Annotated in this window: 19 protein-coding genes; 4 read left to right on the top strand and 15 right to left on the bottom strand. The window is 67.7% G+C overall.

The features are described from left to right. Positions 1 to 119: 119 nt before the first annotated feature. Positions 120 to 1,007, top strand: coding sequence for a DMT family transporter (locus tag WS87_RS25600; RefSeq protein WP_059819436.1), 888 nt, complete (start codon positions 120 to 122; stop codon positions 1,005 to 1,007). A 72-nt stretch (positions 1,008 to 1,079) separates the two neighbouring features. On the opposite strand, the gene WS87_RS25595 is transcribed toward WS87_RS25600, so the two are convergent. From WS87_RS25595 to WS87_RS25560, 8 genes are all read right to left on the bottom strand, one after another. Then, positions 1,080 to 1,697: a hypothetical protein gene (locus tag WS87_RS25595; protein ID WP_059600109.1), complete on the bottom strand. Its 618-nt coding sequence runs from the start codon at positions 1,695 to 1,697 to the stop codon at positions 1,080 to 1,082. Between the two features lie 70 nt (positions 1,698 to 1,767). Continuing rightward, positions 1,768 to 2,385, bottom strand: coding sequence for a hypothetical protein (locus WS87_RS25590; RefSeq protein WP_059819435.1), 618 nt, complete (start codon positions 2,383 to 2,385; stop codon positions 1,768 to 1,770). A gap of 112 nt (positions 2,386 to 2,497) precedes the next feature. Then, positions 2,498 to 3,118 (bottom strand): hypothetical protein, encoded by a 621-nt coding sequence (locus WS87_RS25585; RefSeq protein WP_059819434.1) that lies wholly within the window; start codon positions 3,116 to 3,118, stop codon positions 2,498 to 2,500. Beyond that, the gene (locus WS87_RS25580) at positions 3,115 to 3,657 is read right to left on the bottom strand and encodes a hypothetical protein (RefSeq protein ID WP_059819433.1); all 543 of its coding nucleotides are present in this window, start codon (positions 3,655 to 3,657) and stop codon (positions 3,115 to 3,117) included. The genes WS87_RS25585 and WS87_RS25580 overlap by 4 nt, the downstream gene beginning before the upstream one ends. A 53-nt stretch (positions 3,658 to 3,710) precedes the next feature. After that, entirely contained in the window at positions 3,711 to 4,826 is a 1,116-nt protein-coding gene (locus WS87_RS25575) for an extracellular catalytic domain type 2 short-chain-length polyhydroxyalkanoate depolymerase (protein WP_059819432.1), read from the bottom strand. Between the two features lie 169 nt (positions 4,827 to 4,995). Further along, the gene (locus tag WS87_RS25570; protein ID WP_059819431.1) at positions 4,996 to 5,442 is read right to left on the bottom strand and encodes a lysozyme; all 447 of its coding nucleotides are present in this window, start codon (positions 5,440 to 5,442) and stop codon (positions 4,996 to 4,998) included. Next, entirely contained in the window at positions 5,426 to 6,106 is a 681-nt protein-coding gene (locus tag WS87_RS25565; RefSeq protein WP_236873242.1) for a DUF2589 domain-containing protein, read from the bottom strand. Before WS87_RS25565 ends, WS87_RS25570 begins: the two co-directional genes overlap by 17 nt. A gap of 210 nt (positions 6,107 to 6,316) precedes the next feature. After that, positions 6,317 to 7,009, bottom strand: a complete 693-nt coding sequence (locus WS87_RS25560; protein WP_059526817.1) for a DUF2589 domain-containing protein — start codon at positions 7,007 to 7,009, stop codon at positions 6,317 to 6,319. Positions 7,010 to 7,292: 283 nt separating this feature from the next. On the opposite strand from WS87_RS25560, the gene WS87_RS25555 reads away from it, so the two are divergent. Next, positions 7,293 to 7,976, top strand: a complete 684-nt coding sequence (locus WS87_RS25555; protein ID WP_059699106.1) for a helix-turn-helix transcriptional regulator — start codon at positions 7,293 to 7,295, stop codon at positions 7,974 to 7,976. A 218-nt stretch (positions 7,977 to 8,194) separates the two neighbouring features. Here the strand turns inward: WS87_RS25555 and WS87_RS25550 are convergent, their stop codons facing one another. The 6 genes from WS87_RS25550 to lysA form a co-directional block, all read right to left on the bottom strand. Next, positions 8,195 to 8,539 carry a DUF3088 domain-containing protein gene (locus WS87_RS25550; RefSeq protein WP_059819430.1) on the bottom strand — a complete coding sequence of 115 codons (345 nt, stop codon included), beginning with the start codon at positions 8,537 to 8,539 and terminating at the stop codon, positions 8,195 to 8,197. Between the two features lie 66 nt (positions 8,540 to 8,605). After that, the gene (gene metC, locus WS87_RS25545) at positions 8,606 to 9,793 is read right to left on the bottom strand and encodes a cystathionine beta-lyase (protein ID WP_059819429.1); all 1,188 of its coding nucleotides are present in this window, start codon (positions 9,791 to 9,793) and stop codon (positions 8,606 to 8,608) included. 49 nt (positions 9,794 to 9,842) lie between these two features. After that, the gene (locus WS87_RS25540) at positions 9,843 to 10,568 is read right to left on the bottom strand and encodes an amino acid ABC transporter ATP-binding protein (protein ID WP_059468348.1); all 726 of its coding nucleotides are present in this window, start codon (positions 10,566 to 10,568) and stop codon (positions 9,843 to 9,845) included. 43 nt (positions 10,569 to 10,611) lie between these two features. Then, a complete protein-coding gene (locus tag WS87_RS25535; RefSeq protein WP_059600099.1) occupies positions 10,612 to 11,271 on the bottom strand; it encodes an amino acid ABC transporter permease in 660 nt (219 codons plus the stop codon). Positions 11,272 to 11,353: 82 nt separating this feature from the next. After that, a complete protein-coding gene (locus tag WS87_RS25530) occupies positions 11,354 to 12,154 on the bottom strand; it encodes a transporter substrate-binding domain-containing protein (RefSeq protein WP_059819428.1) in 801 nt (266 codons plus the stop codon). A gap of 549 nt (positions 12,155 to 12,703) precedes the next feature. Further along, positions 12,704 to 14,002, bottom strand: coding sequence for a diaminopimelate decarboxylase (lysA, locus tag WS87_RS25525; RefSeq protein WP_257792239.1), 1,299 nt, complete (start codon positions 14,000 to 14,002; stop codon positions 12,704 to 12,706). Between the two features lie 48 nt (positions 14,003 to 14,050). Between lysA and WS87_RS25520 the strand changes: the two genes are divergently transcribed. Continuing rightward, on the top strand, positions 14,051 to 14,965 hold the full coding sequence (locus WS87_RS25520) for a LysR family transcriptional regulator (RefSeq protein ID WP_059819426.1): 915 nt from the start codon (positions 14,051 to 14,053) through the stop codon (positions 14,963 to 14,965). Positions 14,966 to 15,026: 61 nt separating this feature from the next. After that, positions 15,027 to 15,632: a GNAT family N-acetyltransferase gene (locus tag WS87_RS25515; protein WP_059819698.1), complete on the top strand. Its 606-nt coding sequence runs from the start codon at positions 15,027 to 15,029 to the stop codon at positions 15,630 to 15,632. Between the two features lie 99 nt (positions 15,633 to 15,731). On the opposite strand, the gene WS87_RS25510 is transcribed toward WS87_RS25515, so the two are convergent. Then, positions 15,732 to 16,304, bottom strand: a complete 573-nt coding sequence (locus tag WS87_RS25510; RefSeq protein WP_059526798.1) for a DUF4142 domain-containing protein — start codon at positions 16,302 to 16,304, stop codon at positions 15,732 to 15,734. Positions 16,305 to 16,536 lie beyond the last annotated feature (232 nt).

Raw genomic sequence — 16,536 nt, 5'->3', positions numbered from 1 at the left:
GGGAACTGTACGGTCGGTTGTCCAGTACAGTTTGTCTGGATTGTATTGGGCTGTAGCTTACGCGCTTTTCGCGGGCGGCGGATCATCGGTCATCCACCTTGTTCCGATCAGGATTTCCCGTGCAAAAGACGACCGACGGATGGCTCAGCGGCCTGCTGGGCGTGATCATCTTCAGTGGCTCGCTGCCCGCGACGCGCGTCGCGGTGCAGGGGCTCGACCCGCTGTTCCTCACGTTCGCGCGCGCGACGATCGCCGGCGTGCTCGGCTTGATCCTGCTCGCCGGGCTGAAGCAGAAGCGGCCGACGCGTGCCGAGACCGCGTCGCTCGTCGTCGTCGCGCTCGGGGTCGTGGTCGGTTTTCCGTTGCTGACGGCGCTGGCGCTCAAGCACGTGACGTCCGCGCATGCGATCGTGTTCGTCGGGCTGCTGCCGCTCGCGACCGCGCTGTTCGGCGTCTGGCGGGGCGGCGAACGGCCGCGGCTGCCGTTCTGGATCTTCTCGCTGGTCGGCAGCGGTGCGGTGGCCGCGTTCGCGCTGCGCAACGGCGGAAGCGCGTCGGTGGTGGGCGATGCGCTGATGCTGGCCGCGATCGTCGCGTGCGGGCTCGGCTATGCGGAAGGCGCGCGCCTGTCGCGTCAGCTCGGTGGCTGGCAGGTGATCTCGTGGGCGCTCGTGCTGTCGCTGCCGGTGATGTTGCCGCTCGCGTGGTTTACGTGGCCCGCGACGTTCGACGGCGTCGACGCCGCCGCGCTGTGGGGGCTCGCGTACGTGTCGCTGTTCAGCATGCTGATCGGCTTCGTGTTCTGGTATCGCGGCTTGGCGCTCGGCGGGATCGCGGGCGTCGGCCAGCTTCAGTTGCTGCAGCCGTTCTTCGGTTTCCTGCTCGCGGCCGGGCTGCTGCACGAGACGGTGCCGCCGTCGATGCTCGCGGTGACGGTCGTGGTCGTCGGCTGCGTCGCGGGTGCGAAGTACTTCTCGAAGATGGCGCCCGTGCGGCGCGCGAGCTGATTCATGCACCGCAGTCGCGCGACGACGTGACGGGTGCCGCCCGTTCGCCGTCGCGCACGCGTGGCTTGCGGCTTATCCCATCACGACGTTCGCGAGCCGGAACTGATACGCGGTCGCGGTGGTGCCGCCGCCGCCGCCCGTCATCACGATGTCGGCGCTCTTGATCCCCAGCAGCGACAGTTCGGTGTTGATGTCGGACAGCACGGCCGAGTTCATCACCGCGCCCTGTTCGATCTGCGACGCGGTGCCGATCCACAGCGTCGGCTTGAACTCGAACACCGCTTTCTGCCCCGGCACGATTCCCGTCTTGTGCGCGAGCAGCCGGTTGTCCTTGAAGACCGACGCGGTGATCGCCCCCTGGCTCAGGTCGTTGCGCAGCTGGATCTCTCGCGACGTCGGCGCGGGGCCGGCCAGCGCGAGCACGTTGCCCGACGTCGAGCGCGACACATTGAAGACCTGTCCGTTGTCCGCGCGCTTCTGCGGCATGTAGTTGCCGTCGGCATCGCTCGCGGAGACGGTCGTCAGCATCGGGAACACGAACGGATGGTTGTCGCCGCGCCCGCAGTTGGTGATGACCTTCCACGCGATCGCGAGCTCGTCGAAGTCCGTCGACACGTTCTTCTGGAAGATCACGATCTGGCTGTTGTTGACGTCGTTCGACAGGTTGACGAAGTTGAGATTGATGTCCATGAGTCACCTTGATTCGATTTGGATAACTGATTGAAGGGGCGCCGGCCGTGCGTCGCCGGCGCACGGACCGTTACGCCATCACCACGTTTTCCAGCCGGAACGTGAACGGCATCGAGTGCGGGCCGGGGCCGCCGCCGGTCATCACGATGTCGGCGCTCGCGATGCCGAGCAGCGACAGTTCCGTGTTGATGTCGGAGATCACCGCGGAATTCATCAGCGCGCCCTGTTCGATCTGCGACGCGACGCCGATCCAGATCGTCGGCTTGAACTGGAACACGGCCTTCTGGCCCGGCGCGACGGACGTCTTGCGCGCGAGCGCGCTGCCGTCCTTGTAGATCGTCGCGTTGATCGCGCCGGCCGGCAGGTCGTTGCGCACCTGCACCTCGGAGCTCGCGCCCGGGTCGCCGCCGAGCTGCAGCACGTCGCCCGAGCTGGAGCGCACGACCTGGAACACCTGGCCGTTCGCGGCGACCTGCTGCGGCATGTAGTTGCCCCAGCTGTCGCTCGCGCTCACGCTCATCGTCATCGGGAACTTGAACGGATGGTTGTCGCCCTGGCCGCAATTGCGGATCACCTTCCACGCGATCGCGAGTTCGTCGAAGTCGGTCGCCACGTTCTTCTGGAAGATCACGACGCTCGAGTTGTTCGCGTCGTTCGAGCGGTTGATCAGGTTCAGTTGGATATCCACGTCGTTGCTCCTTGAGTTTGAAAAAAACGGCAGTCGGTCTGCCGCACACCTTTCCCGCCGGCCCGGCCGCGAAGCCGTGCCGTCAAGCCGGTTCAAGCCGTGTCAGGCGGCGCTACGCGCGCACGATGTGTTCGAGCGCGAACGCAAACGGCTGCGCGTCGGTGCCGGCGCCGCCGCCCGTCATCACGATGTCGGCCGCGGCGACGCCCGCCAGCGGCAGAAGCGTGTTCGCGCTCGACATCACCGCCGCGTGCAGCGCGCGGCTTTCCTGTATCTGCGACGCCACGCCGATCCAGAGCGTCGGCGTGAAGCGGAACACGGCCTTCTGCCCGGGCGCGACCGCTTCCTTCACCGCGATCAGCCGGCCCGCGCTGAACGCGTTCACGTTCACGGCGCCGCGCGGCAACCGGTTGACGACCTCGATGTCGCCGCCCGGCGCGTCGGCCGGGTCAGGCACGAGCCGGCCGCGTCCGGTCGGCTGCGCGTCGACCACGAAGCGCACGCCGGCGGGCGCCGTGACGCGCGGCGAGAAGTTGCCGTGCTCGTCGCCGAGCGCGACGTCGATGTCGGTCGAGTAGTCGAACGGATGGAAGCAGTCGCGCCCGCAATAGCGGATCACCTTCCACGCGATCGCAAATGCGTCGAGATCGGGGATCACGTCGCGCTGGAACAGCACGACCTCGCTGTTGCCGCAGTCGTTCGAGCGGTTGATGAAGCGCAGCTTGATGTTCATGACGTTTGCTCCTGATCGGACGTGCCGCGATCGTCGCGCAGCGTGCGGTCGGCCCACTGCGCAAGCGCGGGCGCGACGCCGTTCGCGAGCGACGCGACGTGCAGCGCATGGGCGCGCGCCTGGGCCTGCAGGTCGCCCGCGAAGCGGCCGAGCGCCATCGCGGCATCGGCGGGGCCGCGAGTGCGGGCGAGATCGTCGAGGTATTGCGCGGCCGCGTCGGCCATCGCGCCCGCATGCTGCAGGTGGCTCTGCGTGAAGCGTGTCGCGAGATCGGCGTTCAGCGCCGCCAGCTCCTTGACCGCGGCGGCCGAACTGCCGAGCGCGAACCGTTCGAGCTGGCCGCGCCACGATGCGTCGATCGCGGCTTGGCAGGCGTCGGAGTAACGGTGGCCGGCGAGCAGCGCGGTGTGCGCGAACGCGCGCCACGCGGGGCCGCCGGACGTGCCGCCGGTGCCGGTCGTCTGCGCGGCGACCTTGCCGAACAGCTGGAGCGCGTCGGCGTGCGCGCGTTCCCATTGGGCGATGAACGTGGAGAACATGGCGATTCCTCGTGATGAAGGGGGGGACGGCGTGACGGCGGCCGGTACGCGGGTTACTGACGCGCGGCGCCGAGGCGCTGCACCATCCGCATCACGGCGGCCATCTGCGGCGCGTCGCGGCGGTAGAAGCCGGGATTGAGCGGATCGGTGCTCGTATAGCCCCAGAAATCCCAGCAGCCGAGCGGATTGACGGCCGATTTCTCGACCTGCGGATAGAGCACGATCAGCCGGTTCGTGTCGGCGATCTCGTTGTAGCCGACGCCGCGAATCATCTTCTCGCCGACGGCCGCGACGTTCTGCACGCAGCCGTGGAACACCACGTGCACCGCGCAGGCCACGCGCTCGCAGTCGGCCGGCACGTATGCGTAACCCGTGTCGCCGAGCGACGCGCCGCGCCGCGGATCGAACGCGCGCTGATCGAACTTCAGCAGCTTGCCGCCAGCCTGGGCGGCCGGCGGATTGAGCGGCTTGTCGGGTGTGCCGTAGATCCAGCGCACGATGTCGTGCGCCTGCTGGAAGTCGCAGTTGTCGATATACGGGCTCGCGTTCGCACTGCATGCGTTGTCTTCGGGGCGGTTCGTGATGAACGCATGGCCGGCGTCCGGCGATTCGCGGTACTGAAGGTTCGCGGCCGGGACCTGTGCGAGCGTATAGAAGCGCGCGGTCTGGTCGACGACGCGCGTCGACACCACCGTATCCTTCGCGCCGCTGAACACGTAGATGCGCTGAGCGCGCAGCGCGGCCGGATCGTCGATCTCGCCGCGCTGCGCGAACATGCGCGCGGCGCGCCAGGCATCGGCCGCGGATGGCGCGGGGCCGATCGGCTGCATGCACAGCGTGGTCGCGGCCACCGCCGGCGGGATCAGCGCGTTCACGCCCGCGCAGTAGAACGGGCCGCCCGCGACGATGCCCGCGCCGATCAGCCGGCTCGAGAACGCGACGTCGAACTGCGCGGCCATGAAGCCGCCGGACGACAGCCCCGATACCGACGTGCGCGAGAGGTCGGCGCCATATGCGGGCAGCGGATCGGCGGAGGCGGCGACGGCGTGCGGCGCGACCGTCGCCACGGCGGCGACGGCAACGCATGCGGCGCCGAGCACGCGGCGCAGCGTGCGCGCAACGGTGAAACGGGGTGACGTCGTGCGGCCGGGCGAGCGAGCGATCTTCATGCGGGGCTCCTGTCGTGACGAGTAACGAATGGCGAATGACGAACGGCTGGAACGGATGCGGCAAGATTTCAGCGACGGTTTCAGCTTACGGGCAGCCGACGACAGGCGAAATGGCGCGAACGACATGCGCGGCGACCCGTGACGTTCGGCCGGTGCGGTGTCCCGTCGCTCACGACAGGAACAGCGCGCGCTCGGCCTGGCGGCGCTTCGTGAGCCCCGCGAGCGGCTTGCCGCCGGCCTTGTTCCAGACGAGGAACTGGTCGGCCGCGCGCGCGCTCGCGCTGGCGTTCAGATAGCGCAGCAGCGTGGACGAGCGCAGCCGTCCCGCGCCGAGATTGAAGACAAACGACATCAGCGCATCGAACTGCTGCTGCGTGACCGGCACGCGCAGCAGCTTGCGCAGGTTCAGCTCGGCGCCGCGCAGGTCGCGCCGCAACAGCGCCTCGGCTTCGGCCGGCGTGAGCGGTCGCGTGAAGCGCTCGTTCGGCAGGATCAGGTGCCCGTAGCCGATCGTCGGCTTGCCGACCGCGTCGAGATAGCGCGCGAGCCGCAGCCCCTCGAACTGCTTGATCAGCGCGATGCCTTGCTCACCGGTGTGTTCAGGCTGGTTCGCCATCGTCGTTCTCCTTGCTGCCCGGCCGTGCGCGCGGCACCAGGCGATGCGTGTATTCGTCGATCACGCGCATGATCGCTTCGGGCGGCGGCAGCGCCGCGAACTGCATTTCGATGTCGATGTGCTCGGTGTCGCGCTGCCGCGCGCTGCCCTGTGCGTCCTTCTTCCCGGAGCGCGGCGCGAACGTCACGTAGAAGCGGCTGCGCTGGTCGTCGTCGCCCGCGACGCCGCCGGCCGGCAACGCCTCGGTGAAGTCGCCGCGCACGGTCAGGTGCACGATCATCCGGTCGAGCGCGAGCCCGCGCGGCGTAGCGAGCGCGACGAGCGGCACCGGCATCGTGTGCTCCGCGTCGAGCGCGACCGTGACTTCGCGTGGCGCGAGCAGGCCGTCGTCGCGCAGGTCGAAGAACTGGTCGAGCACGGCCGTGTACTGGTGCGCGAGCAGTTGGTTCGCGGCGGCCGCGGCGTGCTGCATCCCGCGCGCGATTTCGTCGAGCGCGATGCCGCGTGGCGGCGGGCGCTCGTCGTCGGCAGGCGTCCCGGGCGGCGCCGGTGGGGCGGGCGGAGCGGGAGGCACGCCGCCGGCGGACGCGCCGGGCACGGCGCCCGGTGCGTCGTGCGTGCCCGGCGCGGCCCCGGCCGGCGAGCCGGAGGCGTCAGGCGGCACGTGGCGCGCCGGATCGGCGGTTACCGCCGCCGGCGCGGCGGTGCCCGCGACCGTCCCGGCAGTGCCGGCCGCTGCCTCGGCCGGTGGCGGGACCGGCCCGTCCGGTTCCTGTCGGGCGGTGTTGCTGCCCGGACGCGTATCCCCGTCGTCCCGCCCGCCGCCCGCGCGGTGAGACCGTCTGAAGAGCCTGAACATGGCCGGTCCGCGCGCTTACGCGTGCGCCGGCTGCTGGGCATCCGCACCGGCGCCGGCAGGCGCGGCCGCGCTACCGCCCGCGCCCGACGCATCGCCGACCAGCTTGCCGTCGGTCGGCGTCGCCGGCAGCGGCTTCACGGCCTTCGCGTTGCCTTCCGTGACGACCGGCTTGGTCGCGGCTTCGGTCAGGAAGTCGATCACGCGCATCAGCGCTTCGGGCGGCGACTGGCGCTTTACCTGCGTATGGATCGAATATTTCGCGCGCGTGTCGGTGCTGCGCGTCTGCTCCGCCTTGTGCGACACGCGCCCGGACACGCTGACGCTGATCGGCCCCCAGCCGAACTTCGCCTGGAATTCGCCGCCGGCCTCGGTCGACGACGACGACTTCTCCGATTGCGTGATCTCCATCTCGAAGTCGATCGTGCCTTCCTCGATCGCGATGATCGGGTGGACGATCGCCGCGAGCAGCGGGATGCGCATCGTCTTCTGCACGACACCCTTCGACACGCCGCTTTCGTCCACCAGCGTCTCGTCGTAGTCGAACTGGACGGCCACGGCCTTGCCGCCCTGGATGCAGACCTGCATCAGGAAATCCGCGTAGCTCTTCGCGGCCTGTGTCTGCGCGCTGATCATCGCCTTTAACGGGCCGGCGATCATTTGGTCCATGGGTAAAGCGTTAATCACTGAGCCGATGAAATTCGCGTCCATGAATAAACTCCTCTTCGTGTTGAAGACAACGGAAATTCGTTGTCTTTATTCACGTTAGGAAATTGAAGACGTTTACAAAATATGACGTCCGTCACGTCCGGCGGCCCTGGCCGGCCCGCGGCGGGTATCGGTATGCGCGGCGGGTTGGGGCGTGGATGAATTAGGCCATTCGTCACGGAGCGACGGGCCTAGTGCGCGGCGGGTAAAACAGCGGTAAAAAAAACGCCGGGTAGGGAAGCAAAAAAACCTAAACCGAGCATCCCGATTTCGAGGAAACCGCGCAATGAACGTTCTGATGATCGATAGCCCGCCGTTATTCGTCGCGGGCGTGGCGGACGTACTGTGTAAACGCGATGTCGACTGGCACGTATGGTCGGCCCGCCGTCCCGAGGACGTTTTGCGCTTGCGCGACGCGTTGCTGCCCGGGACGGTCGAGGCGATCACGATCGAATGCGGCGAGCAGGCCGCGCGGCCGAGCTGGCCGAGCGTGCTGAACGAGACGTTCGCCGGCGCGCCGTGGCTGTGCGTGGTGGCCGCCGTGTGCCGCCGCACGATTGCCGATGCGCTGCTGGCGGGGGCGGCCGGCATCATCGACCGGCACGCGAGCGCCGACGAGTTCGCGGACGCGCTCGGCCGGGTCGCGGCCGGCGCGATCTACGTGCCGCCGAACGACGGCGGCGCGACGCAGGCGCGCCCGGGCGGCGCGCCGGCCGGGGACGATCGCGCATTCGAGCGTCTGACGCCGCGCCAGCGCGAGGTGCTGCGGCTGCTGGCCGAAGGCAAGTCGAACAAGCAGATCTGCCGTGTACTGAATGTCGCGGAGGGCACGATCAAGAACCATCTGTATGCGCTGTTCCGCCAGATCGGCGTGAGCAACCGGACCGAGGCCGCATTGTGGCTCGCGCGCCACGTGCCGTCCGAGCCGGCGGCATTCGCATTCGCGCCCGTTTGCAGTTCGCCGGGGTGATGCCGGTCGCGGCGGGCCCCGGTGTGTGCCAGCATCCGGTGTCGCGTCGCGTTGAAGTCATACGGCCTGAGGCGGGGTGCCCGGGCGGCCATCGGTAGCGGCGAGCCGCGTGGCCGAGTACATCGCGCGCGGCGACGTGCGTGCGGGAAACGGGGAACGGGCCGCGCAGGCCGCGCGGCCCGTTCGGCGGCGCCCGTCGACAACGGGCGCCGGCGTGCTTACGCGACGTGCGCGACGCCGTATTGCGAGGACAGGTAGCGCCGGATATCGGCCGGCGAATCGATGAAACGGCGGCCGTTGTGTTCGCGAATCCCGACCGCGTCGTCCTTCGGCGCCTGCCCGTCGCCCAGCACGAGCACCGGCGCAGACTGGTTGTCTTCGCCGATCAGCGCGACGATCGGCTGGCGCGGCCGCGGCGCGTCGACGTACTCGACCGCGACGGCGTCGCGCAACTGCGGGTAGAAGCTCAGTAGTCCTTCGACGGCAACCGAGTCGCCGCAGTAGAACGGACCTTCGGAGTCCTTGAAGAAACCCGGGCGGAGAATGAACAGCGTATCTTTCATGATGGCCTCGCTATCAGTGGTGGTCGAACGTTGAAGAAAAACGGGATGCTTGTGACGTGCCGGATTTCAGGCTTCCGCGAGCGCGGCCGCGGCGGCACGCATTCTCGCGAAACCGGCGTCGAGGTCGGCGATCATGTCGTCCGGATGCTCAAGCCCTGCGTGGATGCGCAACAGCGGGCCGGCCGCCAGCCATTGCGTCGCGGTACGGTGGCGCGACGGATTCGACGGGATGATCAGGCTTTCGAAGCCGCCCCAGCTGTAGCCCATGCCGAAGCACGTCATGCCGTCGAGCAGCGCGCGCACGGCATCGTCGGGCTGCGGATGCAGCACCAGGCCGAACAATCCGCACGCGCCCGTGAAGTCGCGCTGCCACAGCGCGTGGCCGGCATCGCCCGGCCGGGCCGGATACAGGATCTGCGCGACTTCCGGCTGCCGCGCGAGCCATTCGGTCAGCACGTGCGCGTTGCGCTGGTGGCGTTCGAGGCGCACCGACAGCGTGCGCAGCCCGCGCAGCGCGAGATACGCATCGTCGCCGCTGACGGTCATGCCGAGCTGCCGGTAGCAGCGCGTGACCTTCTGCGCGAGCGCCTCGGTCGTCAGGATCACGCCCATCAGCACGTCGGAGTGTCCGGCGATGTACTTGGTCGCCGCGTGAATCGACACGTCGACGCCGTGCGAGAACGAGCGGAAATTCAGCGGCGTGCCCCACGTGTTGTCGAGCAGCACGACCGCATCGTGCTGGTGCGCGACGCGGCAGATCGCCGGAATGTCCTGCACCTCGAAGGTCAGCGAGCCCGGCGATTCGGTAAAGACCGCGCGCGTGTTCGGCCGCATCAGCGCTGCGATACCGGCGCCGAGTGACGGATCGTAGTAAGTCGTCTCGATGCCGAGGCGCGCGAGCGTCTCGTCGCAGAACGAGCGGGTCGGGTCGTACACCGAGTCGGCCATCAGCAGATGGTCGCCGGGGTTCAGCACCGCGAGCAGCGCGGTCGTGATCGCGCTGAGCCCGCTCGGCGTGAGCAGCGCGGCGTGCGCGCCTTCGAGGCGCGCGAGCGCCTTTTCGAGCGCCCGCGTGGTCGGGCTGCCGTGGCGTCCGTACGCGAGCGGCGTGCCGCGCACCGCGTCGAGCGCGTCGGTGCCGTGAAAGAGCAGCGTCGACTGGCGATACACGGGCGGGTTCACCGGCGAGCCGGGCTGGCCGTGCGCGCGGCCTTCGTGAGCGAGCAGGGTGTCGGTCGAGTGCGGTTGGTTCAAGATGTCGTCCTTTGAAAGTCGGTCAAATCGGAGCGAAGCCGTCGCGCGGTCAGTGCAGGATCTTGTCGAGGAAGTCGCGCGCGCGTTCGGAGCGCGGCGCGGCGAAGAATGCCTCGCTCGCCGCATCCTCTACCACCGCGCCCTGGTCCATGAAGATCACGCGATGCGCGACCTTCCTCGCGAAGCCCATCTCGTGCGTGACGCACACCATCGTCATGCCGTCGCGCGCGAGCTCGACCATCACGTCGAGCACTTCGTTGATCATCTCGGGATCGAGCGCGGAGGTCGGCTCGTCGAACAGCATCGCGACGGGGTTCATCGACAGCGCGCGTGCAATCGCGACGCGTTGCTGCTGCCCGCCCGACAACTGTCCCGGATACTTGTGCGCGTGCGCCCGCAGGCCGACGCGATCGAGCAGCTTCATCGCATTCTCGATCGCTTCGTCCTTGCGGCGGCCGAGCACCTTGACCTGCGCGAGCGTCAGGTTGTCGGTGATCGACAGGTGCGGGAACAGCTCGAAATGCTGGAACACCATGCCGACGCGTGCGCGCAATTGCGCGAGTTTCGCGGCGGGATCGCCGAGCCGCATGCCGTCGACGACGATGCTGCCTTTCTGGAACGGCTCGAGGCCGTTGATCGTCTTGATCAGCGTCGATTTGCCGGAGCCCGACGGCCCGCAGACGACGACCACTTCGCCTTTCGATACCGCCGCGCTGCATTCGGAAAGGACCTGATGCTTGCCATACCACTTGGAAACGTTGTCGAGCGTAATCATGGTTGTCCGTGATTGAGGTTCGGGTTGAACGAGGTGCGCATGCTCAATGCGTGGACGGCAGCGAGAGGCGCGTCTCGACGCGGCCCTGCAGTCGCGTGAGCAGCGTGCTCAGCACCCAGTAGATCGCGGCGGCCGCGAGGTACAGCGGCAGCGGCTGGAACGTCGCGGCGATCACTTCCTGCGTCGAGCGCAGCAGCTCGGTGACGGTGATGACGGACACGAGCGACGTGTCCTTGATCAGGCTGATCAGCGTGTTGCCGAGGCTCGGCACCGCGAGGCGCAGCGCCTGCGGGCAGACGATGTAGCGCAGCGTCTGCACGTGCGTGAGGCCGAGGCTGTGCGCGGCCGCCCATTGTCCGCGGCCGATGCCGAGGATCGCGCCGCGCATGCTTTCCGACAGGTACGCACCGGCGTTGAGCGTCAGCGTGAAGATGCCGGCGGTGGTCGGATCGAGCGTGATGCCGAGATCGGGCAGCCCGTAGTAGACGACGAACATCTGCACGAGCAGCGGTGTGCCGCGCATCAGGCTGACGTAGCCCTGCGCGAGACCGGACGCGAGCCGGTTGCTGCCGATCCGCATGATCGCGACCACGAGCCCGACGACGAGGCCGAGGGCCATCGACGCCACCGCGAACTTCAGCGTGAGCAGCGCGCCCTTCACCATCACGGGCAGCGTTTGAATGACCAGATCGAGTGCTTCCATCGCGTGTCTCCTGATTGTGTGTCGTGTGCCGCCGAGATGGCGGCAGGCCCGCGCGTGCGCGCGCGGGCGCGTGACGGATGCGTTATTGCGCGATCGGTTTCGTCGTGTCCGAGCCGAACCACTGCATCGAGATTTTCTTCAGCGTGCCGTCCTGCTGCAGCGACGCGACCGCGTCGTCGATCGCCTTCGCGAACTTCGGGTTGCCCTTGCGGAACGGGATCCCCATCCGGTCCTCGCCGCCGGCGAGCACGGAACCGGGGCGCAGCGGCAGGTGCGAGTTCTTGATCAGATAGCTGAGCATCAGGCGATCGTTGACCGCCGCGTCGATACGCCCCGCCGCGAGGTCGCGCAGGTTTTCCGGTGTGCCCGGATAGACCTGGAGATCGATCGCGGGCACGGTCTTCACGAGATCGACGTAGTTGCTGCCCATCGTCACGCCGACCTTCTTGCCCTTCAGCTCGTCGAGCGACTTGAACGCACGCGTGTCGTTCTGGCGCTGCAGAAGCTGCGCGGACGAATACACATACGGCATGCTGAAGTCGAGCGCCTGCTGACGCGACGGCGTGATGGCGACCTGGTTGACGATCACGTCGAACTTGCCGGCCTGCAGCCCCGCGAGAATCCCGCTCCATTCGGTCGTGACGAATTGCGGCTTCACGCCGAGCCGCGCGGCGACCGCCTTCGCGACGTCGACGTCGAACCCTTCGAGTTGTCCTTCGGCATTGCGGTAGTCGAACGGCGGGTAGGTGCCTTCGAGCGCGATCTTCAGCACGCCGGCCTGCTTGACGGTGTCGAGCAGGTCCGCCGCGTGCGATGCCGTGGCCACCACGCAGAGGAGGGCGGCAGCAAGGCCTTGCTTGAGCGTCGGGGTGAAGGGCTTCATGGTTGTCTCCGGGTTGTTGTCGAAACGTCGTTGTCGAAAATTCAGGATGAGCGCGTCCGCGGCGACGGGCGGCGTCGCCGTGGGCGGAAAGCGGGAAACAGTGCGGCGAGAGACGGCGCGAGCCGTGTGCCGCGAGGCGTTACGGCATGCGTTCGCGCACGGTGGCGTAGCGGTGCGCGGCGAAGAATTCAAGCATCGTGTTCATGAGTGCCCGTGCGGCTTGCGAGTGGGGTAGATCGGCTGCATCGTCGACGCGTGTCGGGTGACGCAAATGCTGAACGACTGAGGGCAATCTTAGATTTGTCAAAAAGGAAAGTGCTTCCAAAAATGCATGGACTTTCCACGTGGCGTGGAAAGTTTTTCTCCATGCATGAAGCACGATGCAAGCGATCTGCTGCGGTTGCACGGGGTGCGCAGCATCGGGTGCTACGGCGTGGTCGAGCGGTTGCCCCGAGGGCAACCGCCGAAAAGCAAAACGGCCACGCATGCCGGTAGCGGCAAGCGTGGCCGTTGGCGTCCGATTCGTCGAACGCGGCGCGAATGCGCGTGTTACTCGAACGTTTCGAGCGCAAGCAGTTCGTCGATCGTCTGCCGGCGGCGGATCAGCCGCGGCGTGCCGCGATCGACGAGCACTTCCGGCGCGAGCGGCCGGCTGTTGTAGTTCGAGGACATCGATGCACCGTATGCGCCCGCGTCGTGCAGGAACAGCAGGTCGCCGATCTGCGGCTGCGGGAGCTTGCGGTGCGTGACCACACCGCCCGCGTCCTGCGTGAACACGTCGCCGGACTCGCACAGCGGCCCTGCGATCGCGATGTCGACGAGCGGCCGGCCGGCGGGCAGCGCGCCGTCGTGCGCGTGCACGGACACCGCGTGGTAGCTGCCGTACATCGACGGACGCATCAGGTCGTTGAAGCCCGCGTCGATCAGCACGAAGTCGTGCTTCGGCCGGCGGTTCACGGCTTGCACTTCGGTGACGAGCGTGCCGGCTTCCGCGACGAGGAAGCGGCCCGGTTCGATCTCGATGCGCACCGCGTGGCCGAGATGCCGTTCGATCCGCTTGCGCGCGGCGTCCCACTGGCTGAAGTAGTGGCCGACGTCGACGCGCGGCTCGCCGTCGCGATACGGAATCGACAGCCCGCCGCCTGCGGAGATCGCTTCGATGTCGTGGCCGAGCGACGTGACGAGGTCGACCATCGCGTCGCACACCTGCGACAGATGGCCGTAGTCGACGCCCGAGCCGATATGCATGTGGATGCCGACCAGCTTCAGCCCGTATTGGCGCACGATCTCGATCGCGCGCGGCACGTCGTCGATCCAGATGCCGTGCTTGCTTTGCGGGCCGCCGGTGTTGGTCTTGTTGCTGTGACCGTGGCCGAAGCCGGGATTCACGCGCAGCCATACGCGATGGCCGGGCGCATGCTCGCCGACGCGCGCGAGCATGTCGAGCGAGCCGGCGTTCACGGTCACGCCGTGCTTCAGCACGGCCGCAAGCGTCGGGCGGTCGATCAGGTCGGCCGTGAATACGACGCCTTCCGGTTCGCCTGCCGGACTGAATCCGGCCGCAAGGCTGCGCTCGACCTCGCCGAGCGACACGGCGTCGACGCACGCGCCTTCGTCGCGCATCAGCTTCAGGATATGCAGGTTCGAGTTCGCCTTCTGCGCATAGCGGATCACGTCGAACTGGCGCAGTTGGGCGATGCGATCGCGGATGACGTCGGCGTCGTACACCCACAGCGGGGTGCCGTATTGCTGCGCGAGCGCCGCGAGCTGGCGGGAATCGAGGGACATGGCGGAAGAATCGGATCGATGAACGGATAGCGTGAATGATGCGCCTGAACGGCTATACAGTAAAATGCCTGTTTTTATAGATTCGATTCATTTCTGATATAGGCGATCATGCTTACGCACCGGCACATCGAGGTCTTCCGCGCGCTGATGGTCACCGGCAGCACGACGCGTGCGGCCGAGATGCTCTATACGTCGCAGCCGACGATCAGCCGCGAGCTCGCGCGCATGGAGCAGGTGATCGGTTTCGCGCTGTTCGAGCGCTCGCATGGGCGCTTGCGGCCGACGATGGCCGCGCTCACGCTGTTCGACGACGTGCGGCTCGCGTATGTGGGGCTCGAGCGCGTCGCGGCGACGGCCGCGCGGCTGCGCGAGTTTCGCGACGGGCAGTTGTCGGTGATCGCGCTACCGGCGTTTTCGCACGCGATCCTGCCCGGCGCCTGCCGGCGTTTCCATGACGCGCATGCGGGCGTCAGCGTGTCGGTCGCGACGCAGGAGTCGCCGGTGCTCGAGGAGTGGCTGACCGCGCAGCGCTACGATCTCGGGCTGACCGAACACGACATCGCGCCGGCCGGCACGGTTCTCACGCCATTGCTCGAAGTCGACGAGGTATGCGTGCTGCCGGACGGCCATCCGCTGCTCGCGCAGCGCGCGATCGATCTCGCGGATCTCGCCGATCGCCCGTTCGTGAGCCTGTCGCTGAACGACCCGTACCGGATCCTGATCGACGAGGCGTTCGCGCAGCTCGGCGTCGCGCCGCGTTCCGTCATCGAGACGCCGTCGGCCGTGTCGGTCTGCGCGTTCGTGCGGCAGGGGCTCGGCGCCGCGATCGTCAACCCGCTGACCGCGCTCGATTTCGTCGGGCGCGACCTGCACGTGCGGCCGCTCACGCGCTCGTTTCCGTATCGCGTCAGCGTGATCGTGCCCGAGCACCGGCCGAAGAGCCTGCTCGTCGACGCATTCGCCGATGCGCTGCGCGGCGAAGCGCACGCGATTCGCCAACGGCTCGCCGCGCTGCCCGTATGATGGGCGTTTCGCTGCGCGCTGGGTCAGCCTCCTCGTCATCTTCATGGAAACGCAACCCGTCATGACCGACGCTTCATCTTCCCTCGAACTCGAACAACCGACGCTCGCCGGCGAGCGCATCGTCCTGCGGCCGCTGGAGGCATCCGACCGGCAGGCGCTGCTCGATGCGGCGGCGGACGGCCGGTTGTGGAATCTGAAGGTCACAGTCGTGCCGGGCGAGGACACGGTCGACGCCTATATCGACACGGCGCTGCAAGGTCGCGCGGCCGGCACCGTGATGCCGTTCGTGATCGTCGATTGCGCGTCGGGCCGCGCGATCGGCAGCACGCGTTTCTGGAAGATCGACCGCAAGAATCGCAAGCTCGAGATCGGTCATACGTGGCTGAGCGAATCGGCGCAGCGCACGCGCGCGAATACCGAAGCGAAATGGCTGCTGCTCTCGTACGCGTTCGACACGCTGCACTGCGTGCGCGTGCAGTTCACGACCGACGAACTGAACGAGAAGTCACGCGCGGCGATTCTGCGGCTCGGCGCGAAGCAGGAAGGGATCGTGCGACACGAGCGGATCATGCCCGACGGCCGCAAGCGCAATTCGGTGCGCTTCAGCATCATCGACGACGAATGGCCGGACGTGCGCGAGCGGTTGCGGGCGAAGCTCGCGACTTGACGCGAACCGGGTGCCGCTGGCGTCGCGCCGCCGGAAGGGGGCGGCGACGCGACGAGGGGGAAGCGGGGCGCCGCGCGCGATGCGCGGCGGGGCATCGCGTTACTGCGCCGATGCGAGGTGGTGACGCTGCGCAAGCTTCTGCGCGTCCGCGTAGTGCGCCTGCAGGATCGGCAGCGCCTGACGTGCGACTTCCTTCAGCTTCGTGTCGCGGCCCGAAGCGATTTCAGCCTGGAATGCCGAGATCGTCTTTTGCTGGCCGGCGAGCGCGACCTGCTCGATGTATGCCTTGTCGAATTCCGCGCCGCGCAGGTTCTTGATGCTGTCCAGCACGGCCGTGTCGGGATCGTTGGCCGGTACGTCGACGCCGCGCGGGCTGGCCGCGCGCATCGCCTGGATGATCTTCTCATCGTCGGTCGACACGCGCTGCGCGAACGCCTTCACCTGGCTGTCCGACGTGCGCGAATTGGCGATGCGTGCGGCGTCGTGCTGCGTCGACACGGTCTTCGTGCCGTCGGTGATGAAAGCCTGGTCGGCTTCGTGGATACGCGTTTGCGTGGCGGCGGCCGGTGCGGACGGCGCCGGTTGCGCGGTTTGCGCAGTCGCCGTCACGGCGACGAGAAGCAGGCCAGCGGCAGACAATGCAAGGCGCGAGATGTGGGGAAAGCGGTTCATGGGACCTCCTTTCTATCGGGGCTCTGATTAACGGGCGGATCGGATGATCCGCAGCTGTGCGAGAGACCGGGCGCGCCCGGGCCGGATTCGATGGCCGCTCTGCCGCGGCGGCGTTCGAAGTGTTTCCCGGCCCGACTGATTCTAGGAGAGCGCTCAGGTAGCAGGTGCAACCGCGCTGTGGTTTGTGTAACGGATGGTAAGACGAATCGGTGCGGGCGCGAGCGGGCAGGTA

It is taken from the genome of Burkholderia sp. MSMB0856 (genome assembly GCF_001524645.2).
GTDB lineage: Bacteria > Pseudomonadota > Gammaproteobacteria > Burkholderiales > Burkholderiaceae > Burkholderia > Burkholderia diffusa.
This window is presented reverse-complemented; position numbering and strand designations above follow the sequence as displayed.

Bases quoted from the DNA above. Each gene is read 5' to 3' on its own strand.
- WS87_RS25595 (WP_059600109.1), bottom strand. From the start codon at position 1,697: ATGGACATCAATCTCAACTTCGTCAACCTGTCGAACGACGTCAACAAC.
- WS87_RS25585 (WP_059819434.1), bottom strand. From the start codon at position 3,118: ATGAACATCAAGCTGCGCTTCATCAACCGCTCGAACGACTGCGGCAAC.
- WS87_RS25580 (WP_059819433.1), bottom strand. From the start codon at position 3,657: ATGTTCTCCACGTTCATCGCCCAATGGGAACGCGCGCACGCCGACGCG.
- WS87_RS25575 (WP_059819432.1), bottom strand. From the start codon at position 4,826: ATGAAGATCGCTCGCTCGCCCGGCCGCACGACGTCACCCCGTTTCACC.
- WS87_RS25570 (WP_059819431.1), bottom strand. From the start codon at position 5,442: ATGGCGAACCAGCCTGAACACACCGGTGAGCAAGGCATCGCGCTGATC.
- WS87_RS25560 (WP_059526817.1), bottom strand. From the start codon at position 7,009: ATGGACGCGAATTTCATCGGCTCAGTGATTAACGCTTTACCCATGGAC.
- WS87_RS25555 (WP_059699106.1), top strand. From the start codon at position 7,293: ATGAACGTTCTGATGATCGATAGCCCGCCGTTATTCGTCGCGGGCGTG.
- WS87_RS25550 (WP_059819430.1), bottom strand. From the start codon at position 8,539: ATGAAAGATACGCTGTTCATTCTCCGCCCGGGTTTCTTCAAGGACTCC.
- WS87_RS25540 (WP_059468348.1), bottom strand. From the start codon at position 10,568: ATGATTACGCTCGACAACGTTTCCAAGTGGTATGGCAAGCATCAGGTC.
- WS87_RS25535 (WP_059600099.1), bottom strand. From the start codon at position 11,271: ATGGAAGCACTCGATCTGGTCATTCAAACGCTGCCCGTGATGGTGAAG.
- WS87_RS25530 (WP_059819428.1), bottom strand. From the start codon at position 12,154: ATGAAGCCCTTCACCCCGACGCTCAAGCAAGGCCTTGCTGCCGCCCTC.
- WS87_RS25520 (WP_059819426.1), top strand. From the start codon at position 14,051: ATGCTTACGCACCGGCACATCGAGGTCTTCCGCGCGCTGATGGTCACC.
- WS87_RS25515 (WP_059819698.1), top strand. From the start codon at position 15,027: ATGACCGACGCTTCATCTTCCCTCGAACTCGAACAACCGACGCTCGCC.
- WS87_RS25510 (WP_059526798.1), bottom strand. From the start codon at position 16,304: ATGAACCGCTTTCCCCACATCTCGCGCCTTGCATTGTCTGCCGCTGGC.